We start from the raw sequence: 17,971 nt of genomic DNA on the forward strand, positions 1-17,971 counted from the left end.
CGCCATCGTCTTCGTGTCGGGCGTCGTCGTGAAGAACCTCTACCGCGGCCAGCGCTGACACCGTGCTCGAGCTGCCCACCGACCTGCCGGCGGACCTCGTTCCGCTGTCGTGGCTGCTCGGCGTCTGGGAAGGCTCGGGGGTCATCGACTACGAGACCGCCGACGGCCATCTGACCGGAGAGTTCGCGCACCGGGTGAGCTTCAGCCACGACGGCGGCGACTACCTGAACTACTCGGCGAGTGCCTGGCTCCTCGACGACGGCGGCGCCCGCGTGCGTCCGCTCGTCGCCGAGACCGGCTACTGGCGCGTGGCCCGTGCGGCCGGCGCCGAGGATGCGGGGCCGGCACTCCTTCCGGCATCCGCTCCCGCCCGCGAGCGCAGCGTCGACGATGTCGAGGCGCTTCGGAACGCCGAGGGCGGCTTCGACCTCGAGGTCGCGCTGGTGCACTCCGACGGAGTCAGCGAGCTCTATCTCGGTCAGGTCCGCGGTCCGCGCATCGACCTCGCGACCGATGCCGTCGTCCGCGCTGCGGGAGCGAAGGAGTACACCGCCGCGACCCGCATGTACGGCCTCGTCGACGGTCATCTGCTCTGGGCGTGGGACATCGCGGCGCTCGGGGGAGAGCTCGCCTCGCACGCATCCGCCCGCCTGGCCAAGGCCGAATGATGCCGGGCGACGGCGCGGCCTTCGCCGGAGTCGACGGAGCGGTGTGCGACGATCGCGGGCTCACCCACATCGGCAATCCGATGCGCGAGCAGCAGCTGCTCGAAAGCGGTGCCGCGATCGCGCCGCTCGGTGACCGGGCAGTCGTCACGGTGGCGGGACCCGACCGGCTGAGCTGGCTCGACTCGCTGACCTCGCAGGCGCTCACCGGGCTGCTGCCGGGGGAGAGCACGGAACTTCTCGTGCTCGACCCGCACGGCCACGTCGAGCATGCGGCGTCCGTCGTGGACGACGGCGAGACGACCTGGCTCATCACCGACGACAACCGCCGCGAGGCGCTCGTCACCTGGCTCACCCGCATGCGGTTCCGGCTGCGTGTCGAGGTAGCTGACCGTTCCGACGACACCGCTGTCGTCGGCGGAACGGCATCCGCCGTCTTCGACCTCGACTCCGCCGCCGTGTGGCGCGACCCGTGGCCCGAGGTCTCGACCGGAGGCTGGGGGTACGCCGCGGGCGAAGGCCACCCCGCCGCCGGGCGCGACTGGGCCGAAGCCATCGTTTCGCGCAACGAGCTCGAGCGGATCGCGGCAGACGCCGCCGCGGGGCGCCGACGGGTCTCCGGACGCTGGGCCGCCGACGCGCTCCGCATCGCCGCGTGGCGTCCGCGCGCGGCAGCGGAGGCCGACGGCATGACGCTGCCCCACGAGGTCGATTGGCTCCGCACCGCCGTCCACCTGTCGAAGGGGTGCTACCGGGGCCAGGAGACGGTGGCGAAGGTGCACAACCTCGGCCATCCGCCCCGCCGGCTGGTGGCACTGCAGCTCGACGGCAGCGACGCGGTGTTCCCCGAGGCCGGGGCCATCGTGCGTCGGGACGGCGATGAGGTCGGTCGCCTCACCTCCGTCGCCCGGCACTTCGAGCAGGGTCCCATCGGCCTCGCCATCGTGAAGCGCTCCGTGCCCGTGGATGCCGAGCTCACCGTCGACGCCGGCGACGAGAGCGTCGCTGCCGTGCAGGAGGTCGTCGTCCCACCCGACGCCGGCCGCACCGCGGCGCCCCCGCGGCTGCCCCGGCTGAGCCGCCGCAGCTGACGTGACGCCCGAGCGCCCCGACGAACCGCCGGTCGTGACCGCGCCGGTCGCGACCGGGTGGCGCGCGCGTGTGCGTCCGCGCCGGGGTTTCGACCGGGCACGCGAGTCCGCCCCCGCCATCGTCCAGATCGTCGTGGCGGCGTCCGCTGCCTACGCCTTCGCGCACCTCGTGCTCGGGCATCCGTCACCGCTGCTCGCCGCGACGGTCACCATCTCGAGCCTCGGTCTCGTGCGCGATGCGCGACCGCGCCGGGTCCTCGAGACGGTTCTCGGGATGCTGGTGGGCGTGCTCGTCTCGGAGCTCATCGTGCTCGTCGTCGGGTCGGGCACCTGGCAGCTCGCTCTTGCTCTCACCGCGACCCTGCTGATCGCCCGCGCGCTGTCACCGCAGCCGGTGTTCGCCATTTCGGCGGCCATCCAATCCGTCATCGTCATCGCGATCCCCGGCAGCCTGCCCTTCATCCGTCTCGTCGACGGCTCCGTCGGAGCGATCGCAGCGCTGCTTGCGACGGCCCTGCTGCCGCGCCGACCTCTTAGCGAAGTGTCGCACGCGGGACGTGCGCTGTTCGCAGGGTTCGAGGGTGCCGCCGCGACGGTCATCCAGGCACTGCGCCGCGGTGACCGCGTGCGGGCTGACCGCGGGCTCGAGAAGGCGCGGGCGCTGCAGCCGCTCGTCGACGACTGGAGCACCTCGCTCGACTCGGGCCTCGCGGTCGCGCGCATCTCGCCGTTCCTGCGACGTCAGCGCGAGGAGCTGCAGCGGCAGGATCGGATGCGGGCATCCCTGGACCTCGCCACGCGCAACCTGCGGGTGATCGCACGGCGCGTCGTCTACGCCCTCGATGATCGTCAGCCGCGCCCGATCGCCGCCGACCTCCTCGCGCAGATCGCGCGCGCCGCCGACCTCCTCGGCCAGTCGATCGACGACATCGCCCTCGAGCCCGCCGCGCTCGAGACGCTTCGCGCGGTGGCGACCCGCCTCGACCCCACGGCACTCGCGCCCGACTCGTCCCTCGGCGATCAGAACATCATCACCGCGCTCCGGCCGCTCGTGGTCGACCTGCTGACAGCCGCCGGGATGCCGCCGGCTGAGGCCCGGGCGACCATGCCGCGCATCTGAGACGCGCGGCAAGGTCGTCGACGCGGCGAGACGGTCGGGGCAAGCCCGAACGGCGCGGCCTGTGGTGATCTGGGCGCGCCGCCTGAGACGGTGTTGTGAAACCGACGCGGGTGGAGCCCGCGTGCCAGCGAGCGTGTTCGATGGAGGGGGAGGCACGCCACATGACCAGCGACAACACCCCGACCGCCGGCAACACCCCGCCCGCCGAACTGCTGCGCCGCGCACTGGGATCAGCCGATGGGTCCGAGCGGGTCCGCAGCGCGATGGCGGCGGGAACCTACCCGCGACCCGAATACGTTCCGGTTCTCGTCGAGCAGTGCGCGCACGAGCCCGACTTCACCGTGCGGGAGACGCTCACCTGGGCGCTGACCCGACAAGACCGCGACACGACCCTCGAGCGGGTGCTCCCCGAGCTCGGATCGCCGTCGCCCCAGGCTCGGGCTCAGGCGCTGCACACGCTCTCGAAGATCCGTGACCCGCGAGCCTGGCCCGCGATCACGCGGCAGCTCCTGCACGACGACGACACCGACGTCGCCCGGACCGCGTGGCGCACGGCGGCGGGACTCGCCCCCGAGGCCGAACGCGCTGCCCTGGCATCGGAGCTGGCCGCCCACTTCGGCGTCGGCCCGGACGATCTCCAGCAGAGCCTCAGTCGGGCGTTCCTGACCCTGGGGGAGTCCGGGCGCGACGCGATCGACGCCGCGGCGGCCTCGGCGGAGTGGAACGTCCGTCTGCACGCGCTGGCGACCGATCACCTCGTCTCCTACCCCGAAGACGGCTACGAGGCCGCCGTCGCCGTGGCTCGCCGCGCTGCCGCCCGGCGGGACGCCGCCGACTGGAACGACGCCTGACGGCGCGGCCCGGTCGAGGCGCGGACTTCAGCGAGGTGCGACCGCGCTCCAGGGAACCGTGAACTCACCGAGCCGCCATCGTGCTCGGTCACCGAGGTCGGTTCCGTGCCCGGCCATGGCCGTCAGAGCGGCACGCCACCGCTGCACGGGACCGAAGGCGGATGCCGGGGCGGCCCGGCGCCACTCGTCGTCGAGCATGGCCAGGAGGTCGTGGATGCGCTCGCCGGCGACGTTGCGGTGGATGAGCGCCTTGGGCAGCCGCTCGGCAGCGATCGCGGGGGAGTCGAGCTCGGCCAGTCGCAGCGAGACGGTCAGCGCGCGGGGGACGGCATCCGGGCCCACCTCGATCCAGCTGCTCACACGCCCGATCTCGTCGCACGTGCCCTCGACGAGCATGCCGTCGGGCGCGAGTCGGCCGGCCATGCGGGCCCAGGCGCTCGCGACGTCCGCCTCGTCGTACTGACGCAGCACGTTGAAGGCGCGGATGACGGCCGGCCGCCGATGGTTCGCGACCGGAACCTCGAAGCCGCCGCGGGCGAACGAGACCCGGGCGTCGTCCGCGAACGTCGAACGGCCCGCTCGCACGTCCGCGAGCTGGGCGCGCGCCCGAGCAACCCGCTCGGGATCGATCTCGAGCCCGATCACCTCGACGTCCGGGCGCGCGCGCCGCAAGCGCGCCTCGAGCTCGAACGCGGTGACTCCGCTCGCGCCGTACCCCAGGTCGACGACGAGCGGGTCGGCGCTTCGGCGCAGCACGGGATGCCGCGCGATCCAGCGATCGACGCGACGCAGGCGGTTCGTGTTCGTGGTGCCACGCGTGGCCTGCCCGATATGTGCCGGGGCCATAGCCCCATGATCGCAGGCCCCGGCTCGATAGACTCGGAGCATGAGTGCGCCGTACACGCTGATCCTCCTCCGCCACGGGCAGAGCGAGTGGAACAAGTCCAACCAGTTCACCGGCTGGGTCGACGTCCGACTGACCGAGCAGGGCAAGGCCGAGGCCCAGCGCGGCGGTGAGCTGCTCGCCGAAGCGGGGCTCCTCCCCGACGTCCTGTACACCTCGGTGCTCAGCCGCGCGATCCAGACCGCCCAGATCGCCCTCGACGCCGCCGACCGCCTGTGGATCCCCGTCAAGCGGTCGTGGCGCCTCAACGAGCGTCACTACGGCGCCCTGCAGGGCAAGGACAAGGCGCAGACCCTCGAGGAGTTCGGCAACGAGCAGTTCATGCTCTGGCGCCGCTCGTTCGACGTTCCGCCGCCGCCCCTCGCCGACGACGACCAGTACAGCCAGGTCGACGACCCCCGCTACATCGGCATCGACGGCGAGGTGCCGCGCACCGAGTCGCTCAAGCTCGTCATCGACCGGCTTCTGCCGTACTGGGAGTCCGACATCGTCGACGACCTGCGCGCGGGCAAGACCGTGCTCGTGACGGCCCACGGCAACTCGCTCCGGGCACTGGTCAAGCAGCTCGAGGGCATCAGCGACGACGACATCGCCGAGCTGAACATCCCGACGGGCATCCCGCTGGTCTACAAGCTCGGCGAAGACCTGCAGCCCCTCGGCCCGGGCGAGTACCTCGACCCCGAGGCCGCCGCCGCGGGAGCCGCAGCCGTCGCCAATCAGGGCAAGGCGTAAGCACGATACGTACGAAGGGGCGGTGCCGATCGGCACCGCCCCTTCGTCGTCGACCGGTCGGCGGTCAGATTCCGCTCTCGCCGACGATGACGTTGATCGTCTCGGTGTCGGGGCGCCACTCGCCCGTCGCGAGGTAGGCCACGCGCTTTCCGACGGTGACCGCGTGGTCGGCGAAACGCTCGTGGTAGCGGCTCGCGAGCGTGGCGTCGACGGTGGCCGCGGCCTCGCCCTGCCAGTTCTCGCTGAGCACCTTCTCGAACACGCTGAGGTGCAGGTCGTCGAGCCGGTCGTCGAGACCGCGCAGCGTCTCGACGAGCGCCAGGTCTTCCGAGCGCAGCAGCTCGGTGAGCGTCCGCGCCACCTCGACGTCGATCTCGCCCATCTTCGTGAACGTGCCCTTGAGGCCCTTCGGGATGGCGCGCTCGGGGAAGCGCATGCGGGTGAGCTGGGCGATGTGCTCGGCGATGTCGCCCATGCGCTCGAGCGATGCGCTCGTGCGCAGCGCCGAGACGACGATGCGCAGATCGCGCGCGACCGGCTGTTGGCGGGCGAGGATCTCGATGGCCAGCTCGTCGATCGCGACGGCCTTCTGATCGATGATGGCGTCGGCGTCGATGACCTCTTCGGCGAGCGTGATGTCGCTCGTGCCGAATGCGCGAGTGGCCTTCTCGATCGCGACGGTCACCAGCTCGGAGATCTCGACCAGACGGGTCTGGACGTCCTCGAGGGACTGGTGGAAAACTTCGCGCATCAGGGCACCTTTCCTTCTTGCGGAGACAGCACGGCGCCGCACTCACGGCGACGCGATTGTCGCTCGGCAAGGTTAACGAACGGTGCCGACACGATGAACATCCTCTCGCGCGGATGCCGGTTCGGCCGACAAGCGGCGGGCATCGGCGGAGCCGCGTCCTAATCTGGAGGAATGAATCCGACGCAGCTCGCGCTGGTCGCCCTCCTCGCGGGCGTGTTCGTCGGCCTTCTCATCAGCGCGGTGGCCTTCCTGGCGTGGAATGCGCGCGCCCGCGCGCGGGAACAGGCCGACGGCGAGCTCCCCGCGGGCGCGCGCGAGGTCCTCGCGGCGCTCGACGAAGCCGCACTCATCGTCGACGCGTCGTTCACGATCGTGGCGACATCGCCGTCGGCCGAGCTGTTCGGCCTGCACGAGGGCGAGTCGATCCCCGGCGACGAACTGCGGGAGCTCCTGCGGTCCTCGCGCGGGGTGTCGCATTCCGAGACCGGGACGCTGCGACTGCGGCGCGGCGTCGCTCCGTCCGAACCGCGTCTCATCGTCGCGCGGGCCAGCGGCATCACGCATCGTTTCACGCTCGTGCTGGTGCGGGACATCACCGAGCGCGAACGACTGGCCGAGATGCGCCGCGACTTCGTCGCCAACACCAGCCACGAGCTGAAGACGCCGGTCGGGGCTGTGACGCTCCTCGCCGAGGCGATCGAATCGGCCGCCGACGACCCCGAGCAGGTGCGCTCGTTCGCGAGCAGGCTGAGCGCGGAGGCGATGCGCCTGGGCAACCTCACCTCGCGCATCATGAGCCTGTCGCGCCTGCAGTCCTCCGACGAGCTCACCGAGCTCCGCGATGTCGCGATCGACGAAGTGGTCACGTCGGCCATCGAGACCCATGCGATCGCCGCCGAATCGGCTGGAGTCGCGCTCGTGCGCGGCGGCGATCGCGGTCTCTTCGTCCGCGGTGACGTTCAGGTGCTCAGCGAAGCCGTCGGCAATCTCATCGCCAACGCGATCGTCTATTCGCCCCCTGCGAGCCAGGTGGGCGTCGGCATCCGCAGCGCCGGCGACACCGTCGAGATCGCCGTCACCGACCGTGGCATCGGGATCCCCGAGAGCGAGCAGCAGCGCGTGTTCGAGCGCTTCTACCGAGCCGACTACGCCCGTTCCCGCCGCACCGGCGGGACGGGCCTGGGGCTCTCGATCGTCAAGCACGCCGTTCAGCGTCACGGCGGCGAGGTCCACCTGTGGTCGCGCCCGGGGCGCGGTTCCACGTTCACCATCCGCCTCCCCGCGATCGCCGCACCCGAGGGTGCAGCGGCGGCGGCACCGAGGAAGACCAGAAAGAAGATCGTCCGGGCTCTTCCCGCCCGGACCAAGGGAGAGCCATCATGACCCGTGTCCTGCTCGTGGAGGATGAGCCCGACCTCGCCGACCCGCTCGCGTACCTGCTGCGGCGCGAGGGTTTCGAGGTCGAGATCGCCGAGGACGGCCCGTCGGCCCTCGAAGCGTTCGAGTCACGTGGCGCCGACATCGTGCTGCTCGACCTCATGCTGCCCGGGATGCCGGGAACCGAGGTGTGCCGCATCATCCGCACGTCCTCGAAGATCCCCATCATCATGCTGACCGCCAAGGACTCCGAGGTGGACATCGTCGTCGGGCTCGAGCTCGGAGCCGACGACTACGTGACCAAGCCCTATTCGTCGCGCGAACTGCTCGCTCGGATGCGGGCGGTGCTGCGGCGCGCGGCGACGGCGGAGGTCGACGTCGACGAGCGGGTCCTCGCCGGCGGTCGCGTCACGATCGATCTCGACCGGCACACGGTGGCCGTCGACGGCGGCGAGATCAACATGCCGCTGAAGGAGTTCGAGCTCCTCGAGGTGCTCATGCGCAACGCGGGCCGCGTGATGACCCGCGGTCAGCTCATCGACCGGGTGTGGGGGAGCGACTACTTCGGCGACACGAAGACCCTCGATGTGCACATCAAGCGCATCCGCTCGCGCATCGAGACCGACCCCGGACAGCCCACCATGCTCCTGACCGTGCGCGGCCTCGGCTACCGCTTCGAGGCCTGAGAGCGCGATCGCCCCGATACGACGAGAGGCCCGGCGTAAAGCGCCGGGCCTCTCGTCGTGTCAATCGAGCGGAATGATCACGGGGTCGGCGTCGCCGACGGAGTGGGCGTGGCCGACGGGGTCGACATCGGGGTCTCGGAGACGCGGGGGACGAACTCGGTGTAGTACGGCAGCTGGCCGTCGAGGACCGGGACCTCGGTCCGGACGCCTTCGGCGTCGCCGGACTGGAACGACATCGCCAGAGTCCCGCCGGGGACGGTGTCGATGTTCTCGAAGAGGATCGGCTCCTCGCCGTCCACACCGAGGCTGACGCTGTCGCGTGCCGGCACCTCCAGCGTCGTGGTCTCGTCACCGAAGCCGAGCACCAGCGTGTGGTCCTCGTCGGTGTCGTTGACGATCGCGGCGAGGAAGTTGCCCGCCGTGCCCGACTCGTCGGCGATCAGCATCGCGTTGCGGATGTCGAGCGGTCCCGAGGGCGGGACGTTCACGCCGTCGGAGGCCGAGTACTGGATGGTCGTCGCCTGCGGCGAGATCATGCTGCAGCCGGTGGCCCCCAGGGTCAGGGCGGCGCCCACGGCAATCGAAGCGACGATTCGCAGTTTCACGGATCCTCCAGGCAGGCAGACGGCGTAGTCAGCAGTCTAGAGGGTGACGCGGCTGCCGCGCCGACACGGGCACCCGGCCCGAGCGCAGAAGGCCGCAAACCTTACTGTATGCCCCCTGTGTTATCCTGGATGTTGCCGAAGGGATATAACTCCATGCTTTTTGAGGTTGGCGAAACCGTCGTCTACCCCCACCACGGGGCAGCCACGATCATCGAGGTCAAGGACCGGATCATCAAGGGCGAGACGAAGAAATACCTGAAGCTCAACGTCACCCAGGGAGACCTCATCATCGAGGTCCCGGCTGACAACGTCGATCTGGTCGGCGTTCGCGACGTCATCGGCAAGGACGGCCTCGAGCGCGTCTTCGACGTTCTGCGCGCGCCCTTCACCGAAGAGCCGACCAACTGGTCGCGCCGGTACAAGGCCAACCTCGAGAAGCTCGCCTCGGGCGACGTCATCAAGGTGAGCGAGGTCGTCCGCGACCTGTGGCGTCGCGATCAGGACCGCGGCCTGTCGGCGGGCGAGAAGCGCATGCTCGCGAAGGCGCGTCAGATCCTCGTCTCCGAGATCGCCCTCGCACTCAAGGCCGACGAGGAGCACGCTTCGGGCGTCCTCGACGAGGTCCTCGCCTCCTGAGCCCGGCTCGGCATCCGCTGCCGTGGGCATCATCCCGGTTCCGCGCGCCGCGGTCATCGTCGTCGCGGCCGGTTCGGGTACGCGCCTTGCCGCGGGCGCGCCGAAAGCGTTCGTCGGCATCGACGAGCATTCGATTCTGAGGCACGCCCTCGACGGAGTCGCTCTGGCCCCTCCCGCGCAAGTGGTCGTCGTGGTGCCGGCAAGCCGTGTGGGCGATGCTCGGACCGAAGCCGAAGCGGCCTTCGGAGACCGGTCCGACCTCGTGTCGGTCGTGGTCGGGGGCGAGACGCGGCAGCAGTCCGTCGCGGCCGGTCTCGGGGCGCTCTGGGCCGATGTCGAGACGGTGCTCGTCCACGATGCGGCCCGCGCACTGACACCCCCTGACGTCTTCGGGCGGGTGATCGCGGAGGTCGAGCGCACCCGGGGCGGCGTCGTTCCAGCGCGGCCCGTCGTCGACACCCTCAAGCGTGTGAGCGGTTCGACCGTCGACGACGCCGTCGATCGGGCAGCGCTTGTCGCGGCGCAGACACCCCAGGGCTTCCCCCGCTCCCTCCTCGTGCAGGCGTACGCGTCGGCGGCAGAGGAGTACACCGACGACACCGCGCTGTTCGCGGCTGCGGGACACCCCGTGCGCACGGTTCCGGGCGACGACCTGTCGTTCAAGATCACCACGCCCGCCGACCTCGAGCGCGCGCGCCACCTGCTGCGGTCGGCGTCAACGACGGCATCCGTCATCCCTCTCGTCGGTATCGGAACCGACGTCCACGCCTTCGGGGGCGACGCGCCGCTGCGTCTGGCCGGGCTCGACTGGCCGGGCGAGCCCGGCCTGCGCGGTCACTCCGACGGCGACGCGGTCGCGCACGCGATCGTCGACGCCGTGCTGGCAGCCGCGGGCCTGGGCGACATCGGCGCCAACTTCGGCGTCGATCGTCCCGAGTACGCGGGGGCGTCGGGCGTCGTCTTCCTCCGGCGTCTCCGCGAGCTGGTCGCTGAGGCCGGTCTCGCGATCGGGAACGTCTCGGTGCAGGTGCAGGCCAACACTCCGCGGTTCGCACCGCGTCGCGTCGAGGCCGAGGCCGTGCTGAGCGCGGCTCTCGGTGCCCCGGTGTCGGTCGCCGCGACCACGACCGACGGACTCGGCTTCACCGGTGCCGGCGAGGGCGTGTCGGCGACCGCCGTGGCGCTCGTGCACCGCATCCGCTGACGTTCCGCCGGCGGCCGGCGCGGGTTGGGCGCACTTTCGCTGATGAGGCGCGGGACGAGGTGCGCCTCGTGCGTTGAGGTGCGCCCGACTCCGGGTCGCCTGGCGGCTCAGCGAGCGGCGGGCTCGGTCGCGGGTTCGAGCTCGCGCGTCATGAACACCGACAGCGGGTCGGGGGAGTAGTCGCCGAAGGGCGGGCAGTAGGTGAATCCCGCGCTCTCGTACAGGCTGCGCGCCGCGACGAAGTCGGCGCCGGAGCCGGTCTCGAGCCAGAGCGAGCGGATGCCGGCGTCCCGGGCCTCACGCTCGAGGTGGGCGAGCATCGCGCGGCCGAAGCCCCGCCCGAGGAACGCCTCGGACACGCGCATCGATTTGATCTCCGCGCGATCGGTGTCGAACGTCTTGAAGGCGCCCACCGCGGCGATCTCGCCGTCGACCCAGGCCGAGAACACGCGAACCGACGGATGCTGCAGGGCGGTCAGATCCAGCGCGTGGACGCTCTCGACCGGGGTGTTCGCGAGCATGCCGGCGAGATGCGCGGCGAGGAGGCCGCGGGTGGCGGCGCCGGTGAGGTCGTCGCGGACGATCATGAACGATGCAGACATGTCAGGCCTCCAGAGGGGTGGGAGCGGGGTTGCGGCGCGACCGCGATGCGGCGGCGAGGAGCACGAGGGCGGCAGTGAGCACCGCGAGCCCCAGGAGGGCCAGCGGGGCCAGACGTTCGCCGAGCAGGATCACTCCGAGCAGGCTCGCCGTGAGCGGCTCGGCGAGGGTCAGCGTCGCAGCCGTCGCGGCGCTGAGACCGCCCAGCCCCCAGGTGAACAGACCGTAGGCGAGCGCGACGGTCGCGAGGCCGAGCCACAGCGCCATCGTCCAGCCGCGCGGCTCGGTGATCCAGGTCATGTCGGCGAAAGGCACCATCGCAACGCCGCAGACGGCCGCGCCCGCGCCCATCGCGCCCGACACGGTGAAGGCGTCCCACCCGCCGGAGATGAGGCGTCGCTGCGCGTTCGCGATGACCGCGAACGATGCTCCCGCGCCGAGGGAGCCGAGCACGCCCAGGCCGTCCGCGCCCGCCGAACCGCCACCGGCGACGGCGAGGAGCGCGACGCCCGCGGTGGCGAGCGCCGTCGCGGCGATCCACGACGGTGTCGGACGCCGCCGCGTGAGGGCCCACTCCAGCAGACCGGCGAGCACCGGAGCCGATCCCAGCGCGATGACGGTGCCGACGGCGACGCCGTTGCGCGCGGTCCCGAGGAAGAACAGCGGCTGGTAGAGCGCGAGGCACACCCCGGTCGCCGCCATGAGCGCGAAGGCGCGGAGTCCGCCGCCCGGTCGGATGCCGCTGCGGGCGACGCCGGCACGCTGCCTGCGCGAGCCGAGGAGCAGACCGACGGCCGCGAGCGCGGCTCCCCCCACGATCAGGCGGGCGGCGCCCACCCCGAGCGGTGTCGTGCTCTCGGGCCCGAGGGCCTGTGCGGTGCCGGTGGTTCCGAACAGCACGGCTGCGACGAGGACGGCGATCACGGGCAGCACCCTCCAGTTCTACCGCGTCGAGAGGGAGGCGGATGCCACGGCGGCGCGGTGCCCCGCCGGTAGGCTGGTGCGGTGACCGTTCGCCTCTTCGACACCCGCGCGCAGGCGCTGCGCGATTTCGCGCCCCGCGACCCGGCGAACGTCACCGTCTACGTCTGCGGTCCGACCGTGCAGTCGGGCCCCCACATCGGTCACGTCCGGGCCGCGGTCGGGTTCGACATCCTGCGCCGCTGGCTCGAGTACCGGCACGGGCGGGTGACGTTCGTCCGCAACGTCACCGACATCGACGACAAGATCCTCGCCAACGCGACCGAGGCGGAGCCCTGGTGGGCGCTCGCCTACCGGATCGAGCTCGAGTTCACCCGCGCCTATTCGTCCGTGGGCGTGCTGGCGCCGACCTACGAGCCGCGCGCGACGGCATCCGTCCCGGCGATGATCGAGCTCATCGAGAACCTCATCGAGCGCGGGCACGCTTATGCCGCCCCCGACGGATCGGGCGACGTGTACTTCGACGTCCGCTCGTGGGCTGACTACGGGTCGCTCACACGGCAGTCGCTCGACGCCATGGAGGCCGCGGCCGACGCCGACCCGCGGGGAAAACGCGACCCGCACGACTTCGCCCTGTGGAAGGGCGCGAAGCCCGACGAGCCGTCGGACGCCGCATGGAGCTCGCCGTGGGGCCCGGGCCGCCCGGGTTGGCACATCGAGTGCTCCGCGATGAGCCGCCGCTACCTCGGGCCGGAGTTCGATATCCACGGCGGCGGCCTCGACCTGCGCTTCCCGCATCATGAGAACGAGCTGGCGCAGTCCACGGCCGCGGGCGACGCGTTCGCGCGCTACTGGGTCCACAACGGCCTCGTGACGGTGGGCGACCAGAAGATGTCCAAGTCGCTCGGCAACTTCCTGCTCGCAGAAGACGTGCTGAGCGAACGCGACCCCCTCGTGGTCCGTTATGCGCTCGGGGCTGCCCACTACCGCTCGAGCCTCGATCTGACGCCGGCGAGCTTCGACGAAGCCGAAGCGGCTCTCGGCCGGATCCGTTCGTTCGAGCAGCGCGCCCTCCGCGCCCTGCCCGGTGATCACCACGATCGGCTGGACTCGGTTTCCGAGGACGCCACCGCCGCGGCCCCGAGCGTGCCGGATGCCTTCGCTGCCGCGATGGACGACGACCTCGGCGTGCCCCAGGCGCTCGCCGTGCTGCACGACACCGTGCGTCTCGGCAACTCCGCTCTCGACGGCGGCGACCTCGATGCGGCGGCGGAAGCGTTGAGCGCCGTCCGAGGCATGATGACCGTGCTCGGACTGAGGGATGTCGCAGAGCGGACCGGCGACGACGCCGAGACCGCGGCACTCGATGCGCTCGTGCGCACCATGATCGACCAGCGCGCCGAGGCGCGCGCCAGCAAGGACTGGGCGACGGCCGACCGTATCCGCGATGCGATCGCGGCGGCCGGCATCGTCCTCGAAGACGGTCCCGAGGGGACCCATTGGAGTGTGAACCGTGGCTAAGCCAGGAAACCCGTCCGCAGGGCGCGGCAAGAAGAAGGGCCCCACCAAGGGCACCGGCGGCAAGAACCGTCGCTCGCTCGAGGGACGCGGACCGACCCCGAAGGCCGAGGACCGCGCCTGGCACCCCGCCGGCAAGCGGAAGGCCGCTCAGGAGCGCTTCGTCGCCGCCGGCGGCAAGCCCCAGCAGCGCCAGGGCGGCACGAACCGTGCCCCGAAGGCGAAGTCTGGCGACGACACCGAGACGGTGACGGGCCGCAACAGCGTGCTCGAGGCGCTGCGCGCGAAGATCCCCGCCACCGCGTTCTACATCGCCCAGCGGGTCGAGATGGACGACCGCGTCAAGGAGATGCTCTCGATCGCGACGCACCGCGGCATCCCGGTGCTCGAGGTCACCCGCCAGGAGCTCGACCGCATGGCCGGCTTCGACGGCGTGCACCAGGGTGTCGCGATCAAGGTGCCGCCGTACGACTACGGACACCCGCAGGACCTCCTCGAAGAGGTCATCGACTCCGGTGAGACGCCGCTGTTCGTCGCCCTCGACGGCGTGACCGACCCGCGCAACCTCGGCGCCATCATGCGCTCGGCCGCCGCGTTCGGCAGTCAGGGCGTCATCATCCCGCAGCGCCGCTCGGCGGGCGTCAACTCGGCCGCATGGAAGACCAGCGCCGGCGCCGCCGCCCGCATCCCGGTCGTCATCGCGCCGAACCTCACGACGACGCTGAAGGAGTTCAAGAAGCAGGGCGTGTTCGTCCTCGGCCTCGACGGCGGCGGAGACGTCGCGCTGCCGGCGCTGCAGCTCGCCGACCGACCCGTCGTCATCGTCGTGGGCTCCGAGGGCAAGGGACTGTCGCGTCTGGTCACCGAGACGTGCGACCAGGTGGTCTCCATCCCCATCTCGGCGGCGACCGAGTCGCTCAACGCCGGCATCGCGGCGTCGGTCGCGCTCTATCAGGTCGCGACGATCCGCGCCGCCCAGGAGTGACCGCCCGGTGACGCGCCGTGACGCCCGGCTGTGACCGGGTGATGACCTTCCTGTAAATTCCGGTCGGTCGACTCGAGGCGACCCCACGCGATCACGATCGAGCGGGTAGTTTCGAACGGTGAGCGAGAACGACAAGACTCCCGGTTCGCGGACGACCGCGGCGACCCACCCGCTGGCGCTCGCCCCGGTGGCGACGCCCCCCGTTACCGTCGACGGCTTCGTCCGTGAGTTCCTGCTGAACCTGAACATGGACCGGGGCGTCGCGCTCTCGTCGGCCACCGAGACCGACAAGTACATGGCGCTCGCCGCGACGGTCCGCGACTACCTCGTCGCACGCTGGCTCGAGGACCAGCGGCGGCAGCGCGCCGACCCCGAGAAGGCCGTCTGCTACCTCTCGGCGGAGTACCTTCTGGGCCGCCAGCTCGACAACAACCTGCTCGCGTCGGGCCTCACCGACATCGCTACCGAGGCGCTCGCCGCCTGCGGGATCGACATGGACTCCATGCGCGCCCACGAGGTCGAGCCGGGGCTCGGCAACGGTGGTCTCGGCCGGCTCGCCGCCTGCTTCATCGACTCGCTCGCCACCCTCAGCGTCCCGAGCATCGGGTACGGCATCCGCTACGAGTACGGCATCTTCCGGCAGGAGTTCCAGGACGGCGAGCAGATCGAGAAGCCGGATGCCTGGCTGGCGCTCGGATCGCCGTGGGAGTTCCGCCACCCCGAGGCGGCGCAGACCGTCTCGTTCGCGGGCCACACCGAGACGTACGACGACGGCGGCGTCATCCGCAGCCGCTGGGTGCCCGCCTGGAGCGTGCGCGCCGTGCCCTACAACTACATGGTCCCCGGCTATCAGAACGGCCGGGTCAACACGCTGCGCCTGTGGACCGCCGAGGCCACGAAGGCGTTCGACCTCCGCACCTTCAACAGCGGCGACTACGTCGAGGCGGTGCGCGCTCAGACCTTCGCCGAGAACATCTCGAAGGTGCTGTACCCCGAGGATTCGACCCCGCAGGGCAAGGAGCTGCGCCTGCAGCAGCAGTACTTCTTCGTCGCGGCATCCCTCGCCGACTACATGACGAAGGTGCTGCCCGAGGACTTCGACCTCGAAGACCTCCCCGAGCGCGTGATCTTCCAGCTCAACGACACCCACCCCGTCATCGCGGTGCCCGAGATGATGCGCGTGCTGGTCGATGAGCGCAAGCTCGACTGGGATGACGCGTGGGCGATCACCCAGAAGTGCTTCGCCTACACCTGCCACACGCTGCTGCCGGAGGCGCTCGAGGTCTGGTCGGTCGAGCTCCTCGGCCGGTTGCTGCCGCGACACCTCGAGATCATCTACCGCATCAACGACGAGTTCCTGTTGCGGGTGCGCGACCGGTTCGGCGACGACGAGCAGCGCCTGCGCGACATGTCGATCGTGTCGGAGCACCGCGCGGTGCGCATGGCCTACCTCGCAACGGTCGCCGGCGCGAAGGTGAACGGTGTCGCCGAGCTGCACTCGCAGCTGCTCCGTGAGAAGGTGCTGCACCAGTTCGACGAGATGATGCCCGAGAAGTTCACGAACGTGACGAACGGGGTCACCCCGCGCCGGTTCATGCGGCTCGCGAACCCGCAGCTCTCCGAGCTCATCACGGCGGCGCTCGGCACCGGCTGGCTCACCGACCTCGAGCGCCTCCGCGAACTCGAATCGTACGCCGAAGATCCCGACTTCCGTGCCGCGTTCGCCGACGTGAAGGCCGCCAACAAGCGGCGCCTCAACGACGTGCTGCTCCAGCGCGACGGCTTCGAGATCGCCGACGATCACCTGCTCGACGTCATGGTCAAGCGCCTGCACGAGTACAAGCGTCAGATGCTCAAGGTGCTGCACATCGTGACGCTGTACGAGCGCGTCGTGTCGGGCCGGGTGGCGGCATCCGAGCTGCAGCCGCGCACGTTCATCTTCGGCGCCAAGGCGGCGCCCGGGTATGCGATGGCCAAGCGCGTCATCCACCTGATCAACGCCGTCGGCACGGTCGTCAACAACGACCCGCGGCTCGAGGGACGACTGAAGGTCGTGTTCCCGCCGAACTACAACGTCACCCTCGCCGAGCGAGTCATCCCCGCCGCCGACCTCTCCGAGCAGATCTCGCTTGCGGGCAAGGAGGCGTCGGGCACGGGCAACATGAAGTTCGCTCTGAACGGCGCGCTGACCATCGGCACCGACGACGGGGCGAACGTCGAGATCCGGGAGCTCGTCGGCGACGACAACTTCTTCCTGTTCGGGATGAGCGAACCCGAGGTCGAGGACCTGTGGGCCGCGGGCTACCGACCCGGCGAGTTCGCCCAGGCCGACGACGAGCTCCGCCGGGCGCTCGATCTGATCGGGTCGGGGACGTTCTCGGGCGGCGACCGGTCGACGTTCGAGCCGATCGTGTCGAACCTGCTCTACGACGACCGCTTCATGGTGCTCGCCGACTACACGTCGTACATCGCGGCCCAGGAGCGAGTGGATGCCGCCTACGCCGACCGCGACGCGTGGACGCGCTCGGCCATCCTCAACGTCGCCCGCACGGGCTTCTTCTCGTCGGATCGCTCGATCCGCGACTACAGCGAACGGATCTGGCACACCCAGCCCGCTCGCTGACCGGCCTCGGGCGCAGGCCCGGCCGAGATGGCACTACCAACGGAGGAAACAGCCATGGCACGCATCGCCGTCATCGGAGGAACCGGCTACGCCGGCAGCCACATCGTGAGCGAGGCCGTCTCGCGCGGGCACACGGTCGTCTCGATCGCGCGAAAGGTGCCGGCGGAGCGGGTCGAGGGCGCGACCTACATGGAGGGCACGCTGCTCGACGTACCGGCGCTCGTCGCGCAGCTCGAAGGCGTGGATGTCGTCGTCTCGGCGGTCGCGCCCCGCGGAGACATGCAGGGACAGGTGCGGCCGAACACGGCGCTGCTGGTTGCCGCACTTCCCGAGAACGTGCGCGTGGGCGTCGTCGGTGGCGCGGGCGGCAGTCTCGTCGCGCCGGGCGGCCCGCGCCTGATCGACAGCGGGTTCCCCGAGGAGTTCAAGGACGAAGCCCTCGAGGCCATCGGCGTGCTCGAAGACCTGCAGGCGGATGACAGCGGCCGCGACTGGTTCTTCGTCCATCCCGCCGGCGGCTTCGGCTCGTACAACCCGGGGGAGCGCACCGGCCACTACCGAGATGGCGGTGACGTTCTCGTGACCGACGACAACGGCGACTCGTTCATCTCGGGCGCCGACTTCGCCATCGCGGTCGTCGACGAGATCGAGAACCCCAAGCACGTGCGCGAGCGCTTCACCGTCGGCTACTGACCGGCGGCC

General features: G+C 70.8%; 18 protein-coding genes. 13 read left to right on the forward strand and 5 right to left on the reverse strand.

All coding sequences use genetic code 11. The features are described from left to right. The first annotated feature begins 62 nt into the window (after positions 1 to 62). The 4 genes from ACPYN5_RS03135 (at position 63) to ACPYN5_RS03150 (ending at position 3,727) form a co-directional block, all read left to right on the forward strand. Positions 63 to 668 (forward strand): nitrobindin family protein, encoded by a 606-nt coding sequence (locus ACPYN5_RS03135; protein ID WP_424447517.1) that lies wholly within the window; start codon positions 63 to 65, stop codon positions 666 to 668. Beyond that, the gene (gene ygfZ / locus ACPYN5_RS03140; protein WP_424447518.1) at positions 668 to 1,756 is read left to right on the forward strand and encodes a CAF17-like 4Fe-4S cluster assembly/insertion protein YgfZ; all 1,089 of its coding nucleotides are present in this window, start codon (positions 668 to 670) and stop codon (positions 1,754 to 1,756) included. Before ACPYN5_RS03135 ends, ygfZ begins: the two co-directional genes overlap by 1 nt. Position 1,757: 1 nt before the next feature. Next, entirely contained in the window at positions 1,758 to 2,876 is a 1,119-nt protein-coding gene (locus tag ACPYN5_RS03145; RefSeq protein ID WP_424447519.1) for an FUSC family protein, read from the forward strand. Between the two features lie 161 nt (positions 2,877 to 3,037). Continuing rightward, positions 3,038 to 3,727, forward strand: coding sequence for a HEAT repeat domain-containing protein (locus ACPYN5_RS03150; protein WP_424447520.1), 690 nt, complete (start codon positions 3,038 to 3,040; stop codon positions 3,725 to 3,727). Between the two features lie 27 nt (positions 3,728 to 3,754). On the opposite strand, the gene ACPYN5_RS03155 is transcribed toward ACPYN5_RS03150, so the two are convergent. After that, positions 3,755 to 4,573, reverse strand: a complete 819-nt coding sequence (locus tag ACPYN5_RS03155; RefSeq protein WP_424447521.1) for a class I SAM-dependent methyltransferase — start codon at positions 4,571 to 4,573, stop codon at positions 3,755 to 3,757. A gap of 40 nt (positions 4,574 to 4,613) precedes the next feature. Here ACPYN5_RS03155 and ACPYN5_RS03160 point away from each other — a divergent pair, with 40 nt between their 5' ends. Beyond that, entirely contained in the window at positions 4,614 to 5,363 is a 750-nt protein-coding gene (locus ACPYN5_RS03160; protein WP_424447522.1) for a phosphoglyceromutase, read from the forward strand. 64 nt (positions 5,364 to 5,427) lie between these two features. On the opposite strand, the gene phoU is transcribed toward ACPYN5_RS03160, so the two are convergent. Further along, complete coding sequence (gene phoU, locus ACPYN5_RS03165; RefSeq protein WP_424447523.1) at positions 5,428 to 6,114, reverse strand: phosphate signaling complex protein PhoU; 687 nt, start codon at positions 6,112 to 6,114, stop codon at positions 5,428 to 5,430. Positions 6,115 to 6,285: 171 nt separating this feature from the next. Between phoU and ACPYN5_RS03170 the strand changes: the two genes are divergently transcribed. Continuing rightward, positions 6,286 to 7,497: a sensor histidine kinase gene (locus tag ACPYN5_RS03170; RefSeq protein ID WP_424447524.1), complete on the forward strand. Its 1,212-nt coding sequence runs from the start codon at positions 6,286 to 6,288 to the stop codon at positions 7,495 to 7,497. Then, the gene (locus tag ACPYN5_RS03175) at positions 7,494 to 8,177 is read left to right on the forward strand and encodes a response regulator (protein ID WP_424447525.1); all 684 of its coding nucleotides are present in this window, start codon (positions 7,494 to 7,496) and stop codon (positions 8,175 to 8,177) included. The genes ACPYN5_RS03170 and ACPYN5_RS03175 overlap by 4 nt, the downstream gene beginning before the upstream one ends. A gap of 77 nt (positions 8,178 to 8,254) precedes the next feature. Here the strand turns inward: ACPYN5_RS03175 and ACPYN5_RS03180 are convergent, their stop codons facing one another. Then, positions 8,255 to 8,782, reverse strand: a complete 528-nt coding sequence (locus tag ACPYN5_RS03180; protein WP_424447526.1) for a DNA modification methylase — start codon at positions 8,780 to 8,782, stop codon at positions 8,255 to 8,257. 153 nt (positions 8,783 to 8,935) lie between these two features. Between ACPYN5_RS03180 and ACPYN5_RS03185 the strand changes: the two genes are divergently transcribed. Then, positions 8,936 to 9,418, forward strand: coding sequence for a CarD family transcriptional regulator (locus ACPYN5_RS03185; protein WP_076690104.1), 483 nt, complete (start codon positions 8,936 to 8,938; stop codon positions 9,416 to 9,418). A gap of 22 nt (positions 9,419 to 9,440) precedes the next feature. Then, positions 9,441 to 10,622, forward strand: coding sequence for a 2-C-methyl-D-erythritol 4-phosphate cytidylyltransferase (ispD, locus tag ACPYN5_RS03190; RefSeq protein WP_424447527.1), 1,182 nt, complete (start codon positions 9,441 to 9,443; stop codon positions 10,620 to 10,622). A gap of 107 nt (positions 10,623 to 10,729) precedes the next feature. Here the strand turns inward: ispD and ACPYN5_RS03195 are convergent, their stop codons facing one another. Continuing rightward, a complete protein-coding gene (locus ACPYN5_RS03195) occupies positions 10,730 to 11,224 on the reverse strand; it encodes a GNAT family N-acetyltransferase (protein WP_424447528.1) in 495 nt (164 codons plus the stop codon). A gap of 1 nt (position 11,225) precedes the next feature. After that, entirely contained in the window at positions 11,226 to 12,146 is a 921-nt protein-coding gene (locus tag ACPYN5_RS03200; RefSeq protein ID WP_424447529.1) for a DMT family transporter, read from the reverse strand. 81 nt (positions 12,147 to 12,227) lie between these two features. On the opposite strand from ACPYN5_RS03200, the gene cysS reads away from it, so the two are divergent. From cysS to ACPYN5_RS03220, 4 genes are all read left to right on the forward strand, one after another. After that, the gene (cysS, locus tag ACPYN5_RS03205) at positions 12,228 to 13,664 is read left to right on the forward strand and encodes a cysteine--tRNA ligase (protein ID WP_424447530.1); all 1,437 of its coding nucleotides are present in this window, start codon (positions 12,228 to 12,230) and stop codon (positions 13,662 to 13,664) included. Continuing rightward, positions 13,657 to 14,646 (forward strand): 23S rRNA (guanosine(2251)-2'-O)-methyltransferase RlmB, encoded by a 990-nt coding sequence (gene rlmB, locus ACPYN5_RS03210; protein WP_424447531.1) that lies wholly within the window; start codon positions 13,657 to 13,659, stop codon positions 14,644 to 14,646. Before cysS ends, rlmB begins: the two co-directional genes overlap by 8 nt. 172 nt (positions 14,647 to 14,818) lie before the next feature. Then, on the forward strand, positions 14,819 to 17,269 hold the full coding sequence (locus tag ACPYN5_RS03215) for a glycogen/starch/alpha-glucan phosphorylase (RefSeq protein WP_424447682.1): 2,451 nt from the start codon (positions 14,819 to 14,821) through the stop codon (positions 17,267 to 17,269). A gap of 54 nt (positions 17,270 to 17,323) precedes the next feature. After that, complete coding sequence (locus ACPYN5_RS03220) at positions 17,324 to 17,962, forward strand: NAD(P)-dependent oxidoreductase (protein ID WP_424447532.1); 639 nt, start codon at positions 17,324 to 17,326, stop codon at positions 17,960 to 17,962. The last annotated feature ends 9 nt before the right edge of the window (positions 17,963 to 17,971 follow it).

The sequence above is a fragment of the Microbacterium arborescens genome (assembly GCF_049707515.1).
Taxonomy (GTDB): domain Bacteria; phylum Actinomycetota; class Actinomycetes; order Actinomycetales; family Microbacteriaceae; genus Microbacterium; species Microbacterium arborescens_B.

Bases quoted from the DNA above. Each gene is read 5' to 3' on its own strand.
- ACPYN5_RS03185 (WP_076690104.1), top strand. From the start codon at position 8,936: ATGCTTTTTGAGGTTGGCGAAACCGTCGTCTACCCCCACCACGGGGCA.
- ACPYN5_RS03170 (WP_424447524.1), top strand. From the start codon at position 6,286: ATGAATCCGACGCAGCTCGCGCTGGTCGCCCTCCTCGCGGGCGTGTTC.
- phoU (WP_424447523.1), bottom strand. From the start codon at position 6,114: ATGCGCGAAGTTTTCCACCAGTCCCTCGAGGACGTCCAGACCCGTCTG.
- ACPYN5_RS03155 (WP_424447521.1), bottom strand. From the start codon at position 4,573: ATGGCCCCGGCACATATCGGGCAGGCCACGCGTGGCACCACGAACACG.
- ACPYN5_RS03175 (WP_424447525.1), top strand. From the start codon at position 7,494: ATGACCCGTGTCCTGCTCGTGGAGGATGAGCCCGACCTCGCCGACCCG.
- ACPYN5_RS03160 (WP_424447522.1), top strand. From the start codon at position 4,614: ATGAGTGCGCCGTACACGCTGATCCTCCTCCGCCACGGGCAGAGCGAG.
- ygfZ (WP_424447518.1), top strand. From the start codon at position 668: ATGCCGGGCGACGGCGCGGCCTTCGCCGGAGTCGACGGAGCGGTGTGC.
- ACPYN5_RS03195 (WP_424447528.1), bottom strand. From the start codon at position 11,224: ATGTCTGCATCGTTCATGATCGTCCGCGACGACCTCACCGGCGCCGCC.
- ACPYN5_RS03150 (WP_424447520.1), top strand. From the start codon at position 3,038: ATGACCAGCGACAACACCCCGACCGCCGGCAACACCCCGCCCGCCGAA.
- ACPYN5_RS03220 (WP_424447532.1), top strand. From the start codon at position 17,324: ATGGCACGCATCGCCGTCATCGGAGGAACCGGCTACGCCGGCAGCCAC.